The organism is Sphingobium phenoxybenzoativorans, from assembly GCF_001757355.1.
GTDB lineage: Bacteria > Pseudomonadota > Alphaproteobacteria > Sphingomonadales > Sphingomonadaceae > Sphingobium > Sphingobium phenoxybenzoativorans.
On record NZ_MINO01000033.1, the window covers coordinates 1 to 16,749 of the forward strand.

Genomic DNA, 16,749 nt, shown 5'->3' on the forward strand with positions numbered 1-16,749 from the left:
CAAGGCCCTGCTCAAGATGCAGCGCATGGCGCATGAGCCGTCCGACATAAGGCGGGCGCGGCGCAGCATGCCGGGCCTGATCGCCCGCGCGGAGACGCTTTACCTGAAAAATGCCGGATCGGCGGCGGCGTGCGCGGCGTGGGACAGGGTGGCCGCCAACGCCATGGCGCAGAATGACGCGGCGCTGGTGCATATATGGGGCGTATTGGCCGACCAGCGCTGTGGCGCGGCTGGCCTGTCGACGCGCTATTGGCAGGCGGCCGCGCCTGATGCCGGGAGTGGGAACGGAGCCGGGAACAAGACCAGTGACGGGGCCGTAAAAGCGCCGCGCTAATTTGATCGACTTTCCCCGATAGCCCCGCCATCTTCCGCCGCATGGAAAATCTGAACCGGGTCGTGGACGCCGTGTCCGCCGCCGTCTTTTTCAAGGTGCCCCTGCTCGGTACGCAGATTGAGCTGATCGTGCTCTATCTCGCTTTGCCGATGCTGTTCTTCACCATCTGGCTGGGCTTTCCCAATATCCGCGCGGTCGGCCACGCCTTCCACATCCTGCGCAACCAGCCGCGCGAGGGGCAGGCAAAGGGCGACGTCAGCCAGTTCGCGGCGCTGACCACCGCGCTCGCCGGAACCATTGGCCTTGGCAATATCGCCGGCGTCGCCGTGGCGCTGACGATGGGCGGGCCGGGCGCGATCCTGTGGATGTTCATCATCGGCTGGTTCGCGATGACGGTGAAGATGGCGGAGGTGACGCTGGGCCTGAAATATCGCGTCATCGACCAGTGGGGCCATGCGCATGGCGGGCCGATGTATGTGCTGAAGGCCGTGCTGGCGCAGCGGGGCTGGCCGCGGCTGGGCATCATGCTCGGTGGCTTCTACGCCTTCTTCGCGCTGTTCGGCGCGATCCCGATGGTGCAGGTGAACCAGAGTTTCCAGCAGGTGTCGGCCGTGACCGGCATCACGAATGGCTGGTATTACGGCATTTTCCTGGCGTGCGCCGTCGCGATGGTGACGCTGGGCGGCGCGGTGTGGCTGGGCGAAGTGTCGAAGCGGCTGACGCCGTTGAAGGTTGCCGTCTATCTGATCGGCGTCTGCTCCATCCTTGTGCTGCACGCGGGCGCGATCCCCGGCGCGCTGGCGCAGATATGGGACGGCGCGTGGAACGGGACGGCAGCGACCGGCGGCGCGGTCGGCGCCTTCGTCGCGGGCATGCGCCGCGCAGTGTTCGCCAGCGAGGCGGGCGTCGGCTCCGCCGTCATGGCCCACAGCCTCGCCCGCACGGACGAACCGGTGTCGGAGGGGATGGTCGCGCTGCTGGAGCCGCTGCTCGGCACGATGATCGTCTGCGCCTTGGGCGGACTGGCACTGGTCGTCGCGGGGACGTGGGATGACGGGCTGAAGGGCATCGCCATCACCTCGGCCGCCTTCGCCGCCGTGTCGCCTTCGTTTCCCTATATCCTTGCGGTGGCGGTGTTCCTGTTCGCTTATTCGACGCTGGTGGCGTGGGGTTTCTATGGTCTGCAAGCATGGGGCTACCTGTTCGGCAACGGCCCGCGCGCGCAATGGGCCTACAAGATCCTCTACGTCGTCGCCCTGCCCCCCGCCGCCGTCATCGACCTGGGCCGGGTGATCGACATCGTCGACAGCAGCTTCTTCCTGATGGCCATCCCCAATGTGCTGGCGCTCTATTTCTGCGCAGGCGAATTGCGCCGGGATGTGAAGGGATATTGGGAGAGCGTGCGGGGGAGAGGATAGTTTGATCCGTTAAAGGTAGCCATGCAGAGCGGTACGTCTGGTGACAACCAATGCCAGACATTAACGAAACCAAAAGTTTCTCTAGTTAGCGGACTTGATGTTCAAGGCGAGAACGCAAATGACAAAGCAGCCGAAATCGAGAGCTTTGTGCGTCGTCATTCCGTTTCTGCTTCTGCCAAGTTATTCATTTGCTTGCAGCGTTGCACAGCCAGCATCAGAAGTCGTGTTCTACGACCTACCCAGGGGCTTGCCCAAAAACGCTTCGATCATGCTGGTCCACTTCCCTCGTGCAGGAAATCTCCGGCCGGGCATCGCTCCCCGCCGCGCTAAAATACTGAAGGTGGTCAGAGGCTCATCCAAGGCCGCTTGGATCGACGTGCTTGTCGATGGCGCTCAAAGCGGCGGATGCCGCTGGGCGACAACAAACGGGAAGACCGGCTATATTATCGGTCAACTCCGTAAAGGGGAGGCGAGCCGCATTGTCTTTGACCCTCTTTACGAAACCGCTGATGAGCGCAATCGACGCGGGGGAATAATCAAGGCAGACCCACCTTCTGGCCCACCGGAGATAAAGCCATTCTATATTGGCACTCCAGACTGGCTCAAGCGCCCCTCCGAAGACCAGTTAAGAAACTATCTTCCGAAAATTTCTGGCTATGATTTCCGATATTCGGTTTTTGAATGCGGTGTTGGCCGCAGAGGTGAACTAAATCGCTGTGAAATTATCGCCCGATCCTCATTCAAGGATCAGAAAGACTTCAAGGCTTGGAACGATGCTGTTCAGAAAGTCCTTTCACTCTACCGGTTGAAAGCAAAAACATGGCAAGGGTGGAGTGTTGAAGGCGGCCAAGTTCAAGTGAGGGTTCAACGCAAAAGAAACAAGTGGGAGCGCTGAAAGGCACCGCGGCTCAAGGTTCCTATTATCCTGAAGCTTTAATGATGCCGCGTAAGCTGTCCAATATCACTTAATTGTAGCCGAAACCTGCCAGTCCGCTCTCCACCCTTCTCGCCGTTAGCCCCCCTCCCTGCAGGGAAGGGAGGGGGGACTGCGAGCCCCTTCCATCCCCGTGATTCAAGACATATTACTCTAATGCTCATACGCCTTGGGCAATTGCCCCGGCGCGGGAGTGGCGTAACGGTCGCGCAGTTTGGTCTGGCGGTTTTCCATCGGTTGAGCGACGCCGTCGATCCACACAGCGACCGGCGCGGATTCCAGTTCCAGCGGGTCGCCGTCCCAGATCACCACATCGCCTGCCCGCCCCGGCTTCAGCGATCCGATCCGGTCGCCAAGCCCAACCGCCTCCGCCGGTGCGGAGCTGATCGCGCGGAGCGCTTGGCCCCAGCTTAGACCCGTCGCGCCTGGCACCTTCTGCAATGCGACCATGTTCCCGGCCTGCTGCGTCGCGGTGCGTACCTGCAGACCGTCGTCACCGGTGAACATCCCGAGCGCGACCATTACGCCCGCCTTTTCCATGCGGCCGACATTGGATTGGGTGGCGGCGATGGTTTCGAAGCGGGCGGGCAAATCCTCTATCCCGCCCGCAATAACCGGCACCTTCGCCGCCGCGATCTGGCTGGCGACCGTCCATCCCTCCGCAGCGCCCGCGAGGATCAGCCTGAGCGCCGGAAACTCCTTCCGCAGGTCGAGCGCCGCCAATATGTCCCGCGCGCTTTCGGCATGGACCATCAGCGGCACCTTGCCCTGCACCACTGGAACAAGCGCCTCCGCGTCGGCGCGAGTTAGGATGCTATCCTTCGACCGGCCGTCATAGCCGGCCGGATTGCGCGCATAATCCTGCGCCTCGCGCAGCGAGGTGCGGAACAGCAGATAGGCGGCGGGCCTGCTGCCCCCGGCCCGCTTCGCGCCGGTCTCGCCCAGTTCGACAAACTGGAACGCCTGCGCCTTCGTGATCGGGGCCATGTCCGCCCCCAGATCGATGACAGCGCCCTGCCCCGCGAATACGCTGCCCGACCCCTCCGGCACGACAACCGCGCGGGTGATGCCGCTCGTCCGGCTGATCGCGATGGGGTTGGCCAGCGGATTGATCGCGGTCGACACATCTATCGCCGCCGAAAAGGGCGATTTTTCCGCCGTGCTGTCGTTGGTTTCGGAGACATAGGTCACCTCGACCAGACCCATGCGCGAGAAGCCGGACACGAGACCTGGCGTCACCCATTTGCCCGTGGCGTCGATCTGCTGCGCCCCGGCGGGGACAGCCACGCCAGCGCCCGCCGCCACGACCTTGCCATTGGCGATGACCACCGTGCCATTCTCGACAGGATCGCTGCCGTCGCCGATGGCCAGCTTGCCGCCGGTGATGGCGATGGTCTGCGCGAGGGCGGGGACCGAAAGCGACGCCAGCAGCGTGGCGGCGAGACAGAGAGGTGTGCGCTTCATTTCACGTCTCCCGCACCGATCTGGCCCAGTTCGAAGTCGCTCACCGGCCGCTTCTTCGGATCATTGGCGTCGTACATCATCGCGCCATCGATCCACACCTTCTCCGGCCTTGTGTAGACGCTGAACGGATTGCCGTTCCACAGCACGATATCGGCCATCTTGCCGATCTTCAGGCTGCCTGTTTTGTCGCCAATGCCCATAGCCTTGGCAGGGTTGTAGCTCAGCCACTCCCACGCAACCTCGTCGGGGATGGTGATGCCCATGCGGCGTCCGGCGGCGATGGCCTTGGCGGCTTCCTGGTTCAGACGCTGGATGCCGTTCTCATCGTCGCTATGGACGATGGCGCAGGCGCCCGCATTATGGACCAGCGCGATATTCTCGCGGATGCCGTCATAGCTTTCCATTTTGAAGCCGTACCAGTCGGCCCACATGGCGGAGCAGATGCCGTTTTCCTTCAGCAGGTCGGCGATCTTGTAGCTTTCGACGGCATGGTGGAAGGCGGTGACCTTGTAGCCGAACTCCTTCGCCATATCGATGACGTTGGCCATCTCGTCGGCGCGATAGCAGTGGTTCTGGACAAGGATCTTGCCCTCCAGCACATCGGCCAGCGTCTCCATGCCGAGGTCGCGGGTCTGCTCCTTCCCCGCCGCGCGCTTCTTCTGATATTCGCGCGCCTTAATCCATGTCGCCCGGTCGACGGCGATGTTGCCCATCCGGGTCGATGGCTTCGTATTGCGGTTGCCATAGACGCGCTTGGGGTTCTCGCCGCACGCCATCTTCAGGCTGTAGGGCGCGCCGGGGAATTTCATGCCCTGCATCGTGCGAGCGTAGACATTCTTCAGGCTGACCCCGCGCCCGCCGAACAGATTGCCCGACCCCGGCAATATCTGCAGCGCGGTGACGCCGCCATTGACGAGCGCGCGGGAAAAGCCGGGGTCCTGCGGCCAGATGCTATGCTCCGCCCATACGTCGGGCGTCACCGGCGAGGTCATTTCGTTGCCGTCGCTCAGCGCATCGACGGAGGGCGAGGGATAATCGCCCAGATGGCTGTGGATATCGATGATGCCGGGCGTCAGATATTTGCCCGTGCCGTCAAACACGGCGATGTCCGCCGGGATGGGCGTGTCCGGCCCGCCGATCGACGCGATCTTGCCGCTGACGAAAAAGATGACGCCATTGTCAATGCGCCCGCCCTCGCCGTCGAAGATCGTCACATTGCGCACGACGGTCGGCATGCCGGGATAGGGCTGATAGGTGGAGGGGTAGGGATCGTCCGGTTCAGCGGAGGGGTTTTCCTTTGTGCTCGCGGACTTGGGACCTTCGGCAGCCGGGGCCGCGCAAGCTGCAAGACCGGCACAGGCGAGAAGCGCCAGACGGGTGAGCCTGAATGCCATTATGCTTTCTCTCCTTCGATCCGCATGTTCCTTTGCTCCTCCGCTTCCTTCCCGATCAGGTCGAGGTGCATCAGCCGCGTGATGAACGGCGCCAGCGCCATGACGCCCACGCCCACGGCGACGGCGAACCAGCCGATCTGGGTATAGACCGCCAATACCTGATCCACGCCCGCGTCCGCACTGTCCGTCGCGCGGGCGATAAGCCCGGCGATGAAATTGCCGGCCGCCATCGCCAGGAACCATGTGCCCATGATCAGCCCGACCATGCTGGGCACCGACAGTCGCGTCATGGCCGACAGACCGACGGGCGAGAAGCATAGTTCGGCCATCGTATGAAACAGGTAGACGAGGAACACGAAGATGACCGGTGTCAGGTTGCTCCCCGCCGCCGCCGCGCCCGCCACCAGCACCAGAAATCCGGCGCCGCATAAGATCATACCGATACCAAACTTCGCGGGGGCGGACGGCTCCAGCCTGCGCTTGTCCAGCCAGGTCCACAGCACGGCGAACATAGGCGCCAACAGGATGATGAAGACCGAATTGACGGACTGGAACACCGACGCCGGGACATCGACGCCCAGCATCACCCGGTCGACCCGCCGGTCGGTGAAGATATTGAGCGACGACCCGGTCTGTTCGAACAGGCCCCAGAACAGCGGATTGAGCGCCAGCAGGAACAGCGCCGCCAATATGCGGTCGCGGTCCACCCGGTTCAGCGTCCAGATCGCCCGGTAGAGGATATAGATCACCGTCAGCGCCGAGAAAGCGAGGAGCATATAGCCCAGCAGTTCGGCGTAGCGGATCAATATCCAGATGCCGAGGATGCCGATCGCGCCGCCCACATAGATGGCCCATTCGACGGACAGGCCGGAGGATGTGCGGCGCGCGATCGCCGCTGGGGAAGGCGGCTCGCCCGCGCCCTGCAGCCAGGGCCGGTATATGACGAACACGACCAGGCCGAGCAGCATGCCGACGCCAGCCGCGCCAAAACCCCACCCCCAACCAACCGTTTCGCCAAGCACGCCGCAGATCACCGGGCCGATCGCACCGCCCAGATTGATGCCCATATAGAATATGGAGAAGGCGGGATCGCGCCGGGCATCGTCGCGCGGATAGAGTTCGCCGACCAGCACCGAGATGTTCGCCTTTAGGAAGCCGGTGCCGACGATGATCGAGGCAAGCGCCAGATAGAAGCCGTTGAGGTGCAGGGGACTCTGCCCGCTCGGCCCCTCCGCCACCGCGATCAGGAAATGGCCGAAGGCGATGAACACGCCCCCCGCCAGCACCGCCCGGCGCGCGCCGAGATAGCGGTCGGCCAGATAGCCGCCGATGACCGGCGTGATGTAGACCAGCGAGGTGTAGGCGCCGTAGAGCAGATAAGCCTGGGTGTCGCCGAACAGGAAATGCTTGGTAAGATAGAAGATCAGCAGCGCGCGCATGCCATAGTAGGAGAAACGCTCCCACATTTCGGCGAAAAAGAGGATGAACAGACCACGGGGATGCCCCAGGAATGTCCCTGCCGCGTCGCTCGCCGAACCAGGGTGCGCTGCCATTCTGGCGAACCTTTCGACCACGGATTACGAGCCGCCCATGACCCGCGGGTCCAGGCGTTATGGGCAAAGCCTAGCACCAAAATTGCCGGTGTGAAGAATATAATTTCGTTACGCATCCGCACTCTTGCGAAGCCGGAAATGACCATCCATCTACAGGCCGATGTTCAACGACCGCACCGACCCGCTCACCCTTCTCCAGACCCGCCGTTCGGGCAAGCCGCGCGACCTTGGCGCGCCCGGTCCTAACGACGCGCAGCTCCGCGCGATGCTGGAGGTCGCCATCCGCACGCCCGACCATGGCAAGCTTGCCCCGTGGCGCTTCGTGATTGTCGGCGACGATCAGCGGGATGCGCTGGCGGCGCTGTTGGAGCGCGCCTATCGCACGGAAAATCCCCTGGCCGGGCGGCTGGAAATAGAGGCGATGCACCAGTTCGCGCGTCAGGCCCCGGCGCTGGTCGTACTGCTGTCATCGCCCCGGCGGGAATCGAAGATACCATTGTGGGAACAGGAATTGTCGGCGGGCGCGGCGGCGATGAACCTGCTGCACGCGGTCCATGCGCATGGCTTCGCCGGCGGATGGCTGACTGGATGGCCCGCATTCAGCGATACGGTGCGCGATGCGTTTGGCGGCCCCGACGAGCGGATCGCCGGTTTCATCTTCATCGGCACGCCGCAAAAGCCGCTGGAGGAACGGCCCCGGCCAGAATATGACACCGTTGTCACGCGCTGGGATATTTAATTACAATTTGTTGATGTGTGGTTTCGTTTAATTTCGACATTGACGCGCCCGGCTGTATTATGTCACTGAAGCAGTCATGGCCGACGATTCCAAGCCCGTCTATCTCCGCCTGCGGGAGATTATTTCAGCGTCGATCCTCGACGGCGCTTTCCGCGACGGGGACATGCTGCCATCTGTCCGCGCCTTCGCTGCGCAGCAAGGCGCGAACCCGCTGACCGTCGCCAAAGCCTATCAAAGCTTTCAGGATGACGGCCTTGTCACCGTGAAGCGGGGCGTCGGCATGTTCGTCGCCGATGGCGCCACGCGCCGCCTGCGGGCGATGGAAAAGGCGCACTTCCTGGAAAATGTCTGGCCGCCCGTCGCCGCGCAGATGCAGCGGATCGGCGTCAGCCTGTCCGACCTGTCCAACATGCAGGACGCCTGAACAGGCTTAGAAGCTTTTCCCCCCGCACTGGATATTGCCGGTGCCGCCCCGGTTCACCTTGCAGGCCGCCTTCCCCAAAATCGTGACGTCGCCAGATCCGCGCGCAACGACGTCCGCCGAAACAGTCGCCGTCACCGTTGCATCGCCCGGCCCGTCACCCAGCAATTTCACCTGCTTCGCTTTCAATCCCTCCCCGGCCAGAGTGCCTGGCCCGGATAGGGTCGCGTTCAGCACGTCGGTCGCGCCCGCCGCCGTCAACCGCCCACTGCCCATGATCGCGATGTCGAGGCGGTCGGCCGCAACCGTTCCCACCGACACATCGCCGCTGCCGGACAGTTGCACCATTGCGGTTACGCCCTTCATCCTGTCGATGGTCAGCGATCCGCCGCCCGCGAGCATGGCGCGCTGCAATTGCCCGGTGGACAGGATGATGGTGGCCTGGCCCCCGGCCGCCTCGTTCATTTGCGCGGGTTTCATGCGGACCGTCAGGGTGCTGCCCGCCATGGAGAGGTCGACGCGATCCAGCGCATTGCGATCCCCCTCGCCCCGCGCCGAAACCCCCGCGCCGGTCGTCACCAGAATGCGGACGGGGGCCAGCACGCGAATGCTGTCGAAGCTGGAAATGCTGTAGGATTGATTGGCGGCATGGGCGGGAACGGCAAAAAGGACCGCCAGTGGCAGGAGCATAAGGCCCCGCCCGAAACCAGGCCGCGCTAAGCGGCGCAGTGCGCCTCGCCTGAACCCATCGCCGAAACCTTGCACTGCGCCCTGCCCTTCACATCGACGTCGCCGGAACCCATGATGCTGATATCCACCGGTCCATCGGACGCCAGCCCGACATTGCCCGATCCCAGCACTGATACCGATGCGCGTCCGGCCTTCAATCCCTTGCCATCAACATCGCCCGATCCGGTCGAGGACAGCTTGGCGCTATCCGCCGTTCCAGTCAGGGCGATATTGCCCGACCCGGTGACATCGGCGGTCAGCGCACCGACCTTAGCCGCGCCGATCTTTAGATTGCCTGAACCCGTGAGCGAAAGATCGAGGCCGCTCCCCTGTGCGCGGTCCACATCGACATCGCCCGATCCGGTGAGTCCCACGCCGTTGATCGCCGGCATCGCCACATGGATCGTCGCGCCTTCGTCCATGCCGCCGAACATGTTCGCCCAGCCTTCCCGGCGGCCGATCCGCAGCTCGCCGTTCACCACCTTGATCTCCAGCACCTTCAGCGCCCGGTCGCTCCCATCCGCCTTCACGGCGAAATCCTTGCCCACGGACACGATCACATTGTCCGGGCCGGTGGACTGGATGCGGGTGAAATCGCGCAGGCCCAATGTATTCACGGGGCTTGCGGACGGCACGGCGTCGCTGGAATCGGAACAGGCCGTGACGGCGCAAAGGCTCATCGCGACAAGCAAGGCTCTGGACATCGGCAACTCCCATTACTGTATTGCTCACACAATACACAAGAAGGGCGTCAGTTCCAAGCAAAACCGGACATTATGGCTGGGCGCTATTATCCACCGCCCCGATAGTCGCATTTTCCCCGTCATTCGGTCCGGTCAATCGAGGTTCCTGGCGGCATCCGGCCAGCGCGATCAGTGCGGCAACAGCAAATGCGAATTTGGCCATTTCTACTCCCTTCGGTCGATACAGACCGCACATAGGTAGCAATGGGAGCAAAACGAACGAGGGATCAGCCCATTATGGGTCAAACGCCCGAATAGGGCGATGTATCAGGCAGAAATCCCGACCAATATCGGCGCATTATCATCACCAACCGGCCAAAGGCAAAAAAAGAGGCGCCGTAAAGCGCCTCTTTCTCCTTGATCTGGATCAAATATTATTCAGCGCGTTCCTTGTTATACTTCGGCGCTGCTTCGTTCAGGATACGCAGGATTTTCTTCAGAGCACCCGGCTCATCGGTTTCTTCCATCGCGGCCAGTTCCCGCGCGAGACGGCTCGACGCCGCTTCGAAGATCTGGCGCTCCGAATAGCTCTGCTCGGGCTGGTCGTCGGCGCGGAACAGGTCGCGGGTCACCTCGGCGATCGACACCAGGTCGCCCGAATTGATCTTCGCTTCATATTCCTGCGCGCGGCGCGACCACATGGTGCGCTTCACCTTGGGCTTGCCCTTCAGGGTTTCAAGCGCTTCGCCAAGGGTCTTGTCGGAGGACAGCTTGCGCATGCCCACGCCCTCGGCCTTGTTGGTGGGAACACGGAGCGTCATGCGCTCCTTTTCAAAGCGGAGCACATACAGCTCCAGCTCCATGCCCGCGATCTGCTCCTTCTGGAGCTCGATCACACGGCCGACGCCGTGCTTGGGGTAAACGACATAATCACCGACGTCAAAGGACAGCGCCTTGGCAGCCATTGGGTACCTTTCCTTCAATCAACTGGGAGGCCAGTGTCGCCGGGGCGCATGTAAAGGGGGATACATGCAGGACAGCCCGCAACGTCACCGTAGGATCATGGGACGATTTATCTCCACACGGACGCGAAGGCGCCCGCTGCGGCACAGCATGTAGCAGATTCGTAATAAAATTACCAGCCCACGTTGCACAACGTGAACGGCAGGCCGTATTTTTGCTTCAATTCCGCCAACAGACGGAAACGAAGGACTCAGTCTCCGGCGCCAGGCTCCGCAGAGAAATATTTCTCATACTTGCCTTCTTCGCCCTTGTGATCGTCGGCATCGTCGGGGGCGTCGCCCTTGGTCGTGATGTTGGGCCATTCGGCGGAGAATTTGCTGTTAAGCTCCATCCACTGCTCAAGACCGCTCTCGGTATCGGGCAGGATCGCTTCGGCCGGGCATTCCGGTTCGCACACGCCGCAATCGATGCACTCGTTGGGATTTATGACCAGCATGTTCTCACCCTCGTAGAAACAATCCACGGGGCAAACCTCGACGCAATCCATATATTTGCAGCGGATGCAGGCGTCGGTCACGACATAGGTCATTGCATGGCACTCTTTGTTACTGTGCGGTTCTGCTATTCCCGGCCCGCCCCCACGTCAATAATATGCGCGCAAATGATTTCTTTTCAGTCACCGACGCGAATTTCCTCGTAACAGCCCTGGGCCTCCGGCGCGGGGCCGCGGCGCAGCGGCAGAGCGTTGACCCGCACGACCCGCGCGGAGGCGCCATGCGGCAGGGTGATGAGGTCCCCAAGGCGCACCGGCGCATGCGCGCGCTCCACCCGGCGGCCGTTCAGGCGGATATGCCCTTCCTCCGCCAGCGCCTGCGCATAGGAGCGGCTGCGCGCCAGCCGCGTGAACCACAGAAATTTGTCGATGCGCAGCGAACCGCCCTGGGGCGGCAGGCCGGACGCATCCTTCCGCCGCGGGTCAGCCACCGCGTTCCAGCAATGCAGCGAGACCGGCAAAAGCCTGATTTCCACCACCCGTAGCGGTTGGAGCCGCCTTCTGCCGGGGGCCGCCATCCTTCTGGCGCGGTCCGCCTTTTCTGTGCGCATCCTTTTGCGCTTCGGGCGGCTTCGCCTTGCGCCGTCCGCGGAAAGCCCAGTTCGCGCCCTGCGGAGCCGCCTCCTCGCCTTCGCCTTCCGCCTTGGCGGGCGGCGTAACAGGGCGGAATCCGGCCGCGCGCATCAATTGGAGGAATGCGGGTTCCAGCACGCCGAGCGACACCACCTGCGGGTCCGCCGCGGTAAAGGGCTGCCCCTTAGCGATCGCCTCATGCGAGGCGCGGGCGACGCGCTCGGCAATGTCGATGCGCAATTGCTGCGCCCCGAAGGCGCGGAAGCCGGCGATGCGCGCGCCCATCTCCACGGCCCGGTCGCCCGCAGGCAGGATGACCGCGCCGGCCGGCGGCAGCGGCAACATCGGCTTGCCATTGCGTGCGCTCAGCAGCGCCATGCGCCACAGCGCAGCGCCGGGTTTCAGCAATCCATGATGGAACAGGTCGAGCACGCCGATGGTGATGCCCGCGCGGCGCAGAATCGACCGCTGATCCTTGTCGAGATGCCCCAGCGCGGAATCCAGGTCGTCGCGCGGGGAAATGCCGCCCGCATCGGCAAGCTGCGCGAACACCGCCCGCACCACGGCGGGCACGGCGGGGTCGGACGCGCTCTCCGTCATCTTCATCAGGGGCAGCAAATGGCGCTCCTTCTGCGCCGTCATCCACGCGCCCAGCCGTTCGGAAATGCGCTTCTGCAGATCCTGGCCCAGATCATTCATGGCGCGATCCAGCTTCACCGAAGGCGCGGTGAGAGACGATCCGGCGGCCAGCGCCGCCACCACATTGCCGTCCCACAGGATCGCGGGCATCTCGCCAGGCCGCGTCTCCAGCGCAAAGGCGGCGTCGGCCGCAGCAAGCAATTCTTCCGCCTTCATTCCCAAAATCCTTCCGAGCCGCCTCTCCGCAGCCGCCAACAGCATCCTGCGATCTTCGCCGCGTGCATCGGGATCGACCGAGAAACGGAATCCGTCAAGCCGTCCAATGACTTCCCCGTCAATACTAACCTCGCCATCGGAACCGATATGGACCGGAAGATCGCCCGCCTTCTTGCCGATGTCGCGCAGCAGGACCGACGTGCGCCGGTCGACAAAGCGCTGCGCCAGAGCCGCATGCAGCGCGTCCGACAGCTTCTCCTCCAGCGCGCGGGTCCGCTCCGCCATTTCCGCCGGATGCGCCAGCCAGTCGGGCCGGTGCGCGACATAAGACCAGGTGCGCACCGCCGCGATCCGCGCCGACAGCGTGTCGATGTCGCCTTGGGCGGTATCCAGCCGCGCCAGATGCTGCGCGAACCAATCGCGCGGGATATGACCGTTGCCTTCCGACAGGAAACGCCAGATGCGCGCCACCATGCGGGCGTGATGGTCCGGCCCCAGCTTCTGGAAATCGGGCAGGCCGCAGGCAGCCCATAGGCGCGTCACCTGCCTTTTGCCGCGCGCCCGCTCCATGACCAGCGGGTCCTCCGCCATGCGCTTCAGCACGGCGAGATCCACCGCCTCCGGCGCGGCGCGCAGTTCCGGCCGGTCCGGCCGCGCCTCCAGATCGGCGATCAGCGTTTCCACGCTGTCGCATCGCGGCGCGCCGTCGCGCCAGTAAAGCGCCTCCACGCGGGGAAAGCGATGCTCCTCGATCGCGGAAATCTCTTCGGGCGTGAAGGCCGCCGCGCCATCCTCCCCGCCCAGACTGCCGAAGGTGCCATCCTTATGATGCCGCCCCGCGCGCCCGGCGATCTGCGCCATTTCCGACACGGTGAGCCGCCGGATGCGATGCCCGTCAAACTTGCGCAGAGAGGCGAAGGCGACATGCGACACGTCGAGGTTCAGGCCCATGCCGATCGCGTCGGTCGCGACCAGATAGTCGACCTCGCCCTCCATGAACATTTTCACCTGCGCATTGCGGGTGCGCGGCGACAAAGCGCCCATCACCACCGCCGCCCCGCCCCGGAAGCGGCGCAGCATTTCGGCGACCGTGTAAACCTCTTCCACCGAGAAGGCGACGATGGCCGAGCGCTTCGGCAGGCGGGACAGCTTCTTCGCCCCGGCATAGGAAAGCGTCGAAAAGCGCGGGCGGCCGATAATCTCCACATCCCGGACCAGCGCCTTCACCAGCGGCGCGACGGTGGCGGAACCCAGGATCATCGTCTCCTCCCGGCCCCGCGCATGCAGCAGGCGGTCGGTGAACACATGGCCCCGTTCCGGGTCAGCGCCAAGCTGCGCTTCATCCAGCGCGACAAAGGCGTAATCGCCCGTGACCGGCATGCTTTCGGCGGTGCAGAGGAAATAGCGCGCCTGTGGCGGGCATATCTTCTCCTCGCCGGTAATGAGGGCGACGCTCTCCCTGCCCTTCAGCGCGACGACCCGCTCATATACCTCCCGCGCGAGCAGGCGGAGCGGGAACCCCATCATGCCGCTGGAATGGGCGCAGAGCCGCTCGACCGCCAGATGCGTCTTGCCGGTATTGGTCGGGCCGAGCACGGCTGTGACGGCGGAACGGGCGAAGCTGGCCATGACATTTCCTATGTCGGGGAAGCGGCCGGGCCGCGCAAGGGAAAGGCGCGTTCCCCGCAAAATATGCGCGCGATCCCCCAGCGCGCACGGTTCACCGCAGGATTCGGCGCAGAATCCGTATGTTAAGTTGACTTTAACCCTATCCCTTCACAACACGCCAAGCGGAGAACGCGACGGGGGTCGTGACCGCAAGGAAATATCCGGGGGATTGCCGGTCTTGTTTCAGAAAAGCGAATTCGGGTCCGGCCAGGGCGGCGCAGCCGCATCCCTGTGGATGGCCGACGCTGCGCCGGCGCCCTTCGTAGATAGGCGCGACTGGCGCGCGAAGGTTCGCGACTGGGCCGAAGACGTTAATCTTGTCCCCGATCTCGGCCAGAATATCGGCTCGCTCGAATGGTTTCGCGGCCTCGCCACCTGCACCGCGCTCTGCGCCTGCGCGCTGGCGCTTTCGCCGGGATTCCAGCCCATTCCCGCCGCGCCTGAACCCTTGCTTGGCCAGAAGCAATATCAGGAAATGCGCAGCCAGATGACGACACCGCTGGCGCTGGGCGCCGACAGCGGCCGTCACATGGCCCCGACCGATATGGTCTCCCCGCTCGCGGAAACGCCGGAGCGTCCACAGATCGAACTCAGCGCCGCGATCGGCGATGGCGATAGCTTCGGCCGCGCCTTGTCCCGCGCCGGCGTCAGCAGCACCGACGCATCGCAGGTCATGGATCTGGTCGGCAGCGACGTGAAGCCGGGCAAGCTGAAGGCCGGCACCCGCCTCGACATCGTGCTTGGCCGCCGTCCGACCCGCAACGTGCCGCGTCCGCTCGACCATCTCGCCTTCCGCGCCCGCCTGGACTTGGCGATGGAGCTGAACCGGGTGAACGGCGTGCTGCAGGTGAAGCGCATCCCGATCAAGGTCGACGCTACGCCGCTGCGCATCCAGGGCGTCGTCGGCGACAGCCTCTATCGCTCCGCCCGTGCGGCGGGCGCGCCGCCCAAATCGATCCAGTCCTTCCTGCGCGTCATCGCCCAGCAGATCCCGATCGAGGATATCCGGTCGGGCGACCGTTACGATATCATCCTCGATTATCGCCGCGCCGAAACCGGCGATGTGGAGGTCGGCGACCTGCTCTATGCCGGTCTTGGCCGCACGCGCGGCAAGTCGCTCGACATGCTGAAATGGACCAATGGCGACCGCACCGAATGGTTCGAGGCGTCGGGCGTCGGCCAGCGGCGCGGCGTGCTGTCCATGCCCGTGTCCGGCCATGTCTCGTCCAGCTACGGCATGCGCCGTCACCCGATCCTTGGTTACACCCGCATGCATGCGGGCATCGACTTCGCCGCTTCCTATGGCTCACCCATTTATGCCGCGACCGACGGCATCGTGGAGTTTGCCGGGCGGCATGGCGGCCATGGCAATTATGTGAAGCTCCGCCACGGCGGCGGCATCGCCACCGGCTACGCCCATATGAGCCGCATCGCCGCCAGCGTCGGCCAGCGCGTCCGCCGCGGCCAGGTGATCGGCTATGTCGGATCGACGGGCCTGTCGACCGGCCCGCATCTGCACTATGAATTGTATCGCAACGGGGTGAACATCAATCCCAACTCGGTGAAGTTCACGACCGTCGCGCAATTGACCGGCAAGGCCCTCGCCAATTTCAAGGCCCGCCTCGCCCAGCTCAAGTCGCTCCGCATTGGGCTGCACACGAGCGAACCGGCGAAGGTGGCGCAGACGCCATCCATTCCCGGCGCCGTCGCCAAGGGCAAATAAGCGGAAAGTTTACTGGGACGGTTCCGCCAACCAGTCCTCGCAACGCAATCCGGCCACGCGCCGAAATTCTCCAAGATTGCCCGTCACCACCACCAGACCCCGGCTTCGAGCGTGACCGGCGATCAGCACGTCATAACCGCCGATCATCTTTCCCTCCCGCTCGAGCGCCGCACGTATATCCGCCGCATGACCCGCCGCATCCTCATCGAAAGGCAGAACATCTAGCCGGGACGCGAAGCGCTCAACTTCGCGGCGGTTATGATCGGGCCGAGCGGATTTTGCCGCACCGTGCAGCAGTTCCGTAAGAATGACCGTTGATATCGCCAACCCGTCGGCTTCAGAATTGAAGCGCTCCCGCAAGCCAGCCGGCCTGTCGCGCAACACACGGATGCACAGATTGGTGTCCAGCATATAGCGCAGCATCAAAATGCCTCGCGTTGCTGCGCCGGAGGTTGATCCCTATCACCAAGGTCGATCCCCGGCGCTTCGAAAAAATCATCCCACAGAGCGTCCGAAGGCACGATTATGCGCCGTTTGCCCTCGCGCAAGATGGTCACATCTCGCACGCCTTCGGGAAATGCGACGCTCTTGGGCAGGCGAACGGCTTGAGACCGGTTCGATTGAAAAACGCTTGTCCGCGTCATGCGATACTCCATAAGTATATCCCGTATGTATATCCAAATATGGATATGTCAATGGGATATACACGCCATCATACCCTGCGCCTTGATCCCGCCAGACCTCC

At 63.6% G+C, this 16,749-nt stretch carries 18 protein-coding genes; 6 read left to right on the top strand and 12 right to left on the bottom strand.

Annotated elements, in window-relative coordinates; translation table 11 throughout:
- The 3 genes from BHQ40_RS26220 to BHQ40_RS25745 all read left to right on the top strand — a co-directional run.
- Positions 1-334 (top strand): hypothetical protein (locus tag BHQ40_RS26220; protein WP_171905866.1); only part of this gene is annotated, 334 nt, incomplete at its 5' end.
- Between the two features lie 41 nt (positions 335-375).
- On the top strand, positions 376-1,752 hold the full coding sequence (locus tag BHQ40_RS14955; RefSeq protein ID WP_070156660.1) for an alanine/glycine:cation symporter family protein: 1,377 nt from the start codon (positions 376-378) through the stop codon (positions 1,750-1,752).
- Positions 1,753-1,870: 118 nt separating this feature from the next.
- On the top strand, positions 1,871-2,647 hold the full coding sequence (locus BHQ40_RS25745; RefSeq protein ID WP_139139317.1) for a hypothetical protein: 777 nt from the start codon (positions 1,871-1,873) through the stop codon (positions 2,645-2,647).
- A 192-nt stretch (positions 2,648-2,839) separates the two neighbouring features.
- Here the strand turns inward: BHQ40_RS25745 and BHQ40_RS14960 are convergent, their stop codons facing one another.
- Genes BHQ40_RS14960 through BHQ40_RS14970 form a run of 3 tightly spaced genes read right to left on the bottom strand, consistent with a single transcriptional unit; the run spans position 2,840 to position 7,097 of the window.
- A complete protein-coding gene (locus tag BHQ40_RS14960) occupies positions 2,840-4,150 on the bottom strand; it encodes an amidohydrolase family protein (protein ID WP_070156661.1) in 1,311 nt (436 codons plus the stop codon).
- A complete protein-coding gene (locus BHQ40_RS14965) occupies positions 4,147-5,544 on the bottom strand; it encodes an amidohydrolase (RefSeq protein ID WP_070156662.1) in 1,398 nt (465 codons plus the stop codon). Before BHQ40_RS14965 ends, BHQ40_RS14960 begins: the two co-directional genes overlap by 4 nt.
- On the bottom strand, positions 5,544-7,097 hold the full coding sequence (locus tag BHQ40_RS14970; RefSeq protein WP_070156663.1) for a peptide MFS transporter: 1,554 nt from the start codon (positions 7,095-7,097) through the stop codon (positions 5,544-5,546). The genes BHQ40_RS14965 and BHQ40_RS14970 overlap by 1 nt, the downstream gene beginning before the upstream one ends.
- Before the next feature lie 160 nt (positions 7,098-7,257).
- Between BHQ40_RS14970 and BHQ40_RS14975 the strand changes: the two genes are divergently transcribed.
- Both BHQ40_RS14975 and BHQ40_RS14980 read left to right on the top strand, forming a co-directional pair.
- The gene (locus BHQ40_RS14975; RefSeq protein ID WP_070156664.1) at positions 7,258-7,836 is read left to right on the top strand and encodes a nitroreductase family protein; all 579 of its coding nucleotides are present in this window, start codon (positions 7,258-7,260) and stop codon (positions 7,834-7,836) included.
- Between the two features lie 76 nt (positions 7,837-7,912).
- The gene (locus tag BHQ40_RS14980) at positions 7,913-8,260 is read left to right on the top strand and encodes a GntR family transcriptional regulator (protein ID WP_070156665.1); all 348 of its coding nucleotides are present in this window, start codon (positions 7,913-7,915) and stop codon (positions 8,258-8,260) included.
- A 6-nt stretch (positions 8,261-8,266) separates the two neighbouring features.
- Here BHQ40_RS14980 and BHQ40_RS14985 read toward each other — a convergent pair whose 3' ends face one another.
- The 7 genes from BHQ40_RS14985 to BHQ40_RS15010 form a co-directional block, all read right to left on the bottom strand.
- Complete coding sequence (locus BHQ40_RS14985) at positions 8,267-8,947, bottom strand: head GIN domain-containing protein (protein ID WP_070156666.1); 681 nt, start codon at positions 8,945-8,947, stop codon at positions 8,267-8,269.
- 26 nt (positions 8,948-8,973) lie between these two features.
- Positions 8,974-9,690: a head GIN domain-containing protein gene (locus tag BHQ40_RS14990; protein ID WP_070156667.1), complete on the bottom strand. Its 717-nt coding sequence runs from the start codon at positions 9,688-9,690 to the stop codon at positions 8,974-8,976.
- 70 nt (positions 9,691-9,760) lie between these two features.
- Positions 9,761-9,892, bottom strand: coding sequence for a hypothetical protein (locus tag BHQ40_RS26860; RefSeq protein WP_290438434.1), 132 nt, complete (start codon positions 9,890-9,892; stop codon positions 9,761-9,763).
- A 211-nt stretch (positions 9,893-10,103) separates the two neighbouring features.
- Positions 10,104-10,634, bottom strand: a complete 531-nt coding sequence (locus tag BHQ40_RS14995; RefSeq protein ID WP_070156668.1) for a CarD family transcriptional regulator — start codon at positions 10,632-10,634, stop codon at positions 10,104-10,106.
- A gap of 248 nt (positions 10,635-10,882) precedes the next feature.
- Positions 10,883-11,221: a ferredoxin FdxA gene (gene fdxA / locus BHQ40_RS15000; protein ID WP_070156669.1), complete on the bottom strand. Its 339-nt coding sequence runs from the start codon at positions 11,219-11,221 to the stop codon at positions 10,883-10,885.
- 83 nt (positions 11,222-11,304) lie between these two features.
- Complete coding sequence (locus tag BHQ40_RS25200; RefSeq protein WP_246524867.1) at positions 11,305-11,616, bottom strand: RNA-binding S4 domain-containing protein; 312 nt, start codon at positions 11,614-11,616, stop codon at positions 11,305-11,307.
- Positions 11,609-14,242 (bottom strand): helicase-related protein, encoded by a 2,634-nt coding sequence (locus BHQ40_RS15010; protein ID WP_070156670.1) that lies wholly within the window; start codon positions 14,240-14,242, stop codon positions 11,609-11,611. The genes BHQ40_RS25200 and BHQ40_RS15010 overlap by 8 nt, the downstream gene beginning before the upstream one ends.
- 217 nt (positions 14,243-14,459) lie before the next feature.
- Here BHQ40_RS15010 and BHQ40_RS15015 point away from each other — a divergent pair, with 217 nt between their 5' ends.
- Entirely contained in the window at positions 14,460-16,004 is a 1,545-nt protein-coding gene (locus tag BHQ40_RS15015; protein ID WP_070156692.1) for a M23 family metallopeptidase, read from the top strand.
- A gap of 9 nt (positions 16,005-16,013) precedes the next feature.
- Here the strand turns inward: BHQ40_RS15015 and vapC are convergent, their stop codons facing one another.
- A complete protein-coding gene (vapC, locus tag BHQ40_RS15020) occupies positions 16,014-16,427 on the bottom strand; it encodes a type II toxin-antitoxin system tRNA(fMet)-specific endonuclease VapC (protein ID WP_070156671.1) in 414 nt (137 codons plus the stop codon).
- Positions 16,427-16,648 (bottom strand): type II toxin-antitoxin system VapB family antitoxin, encoded by a 222-nt coding sequence (gene vapB / locus BHQ40_RS15025; protein ID WP_070156693.1) that lies wholly within the window; start codon positions 16,646-16,648, stop codon positions 16,427-16,429. Before vapB ends, vapC begins: the two co-directional genes overlap by 1 nt.
- Between the last annotated feature and the right edge of the window lie 101 nt (positions 16,649-16,749).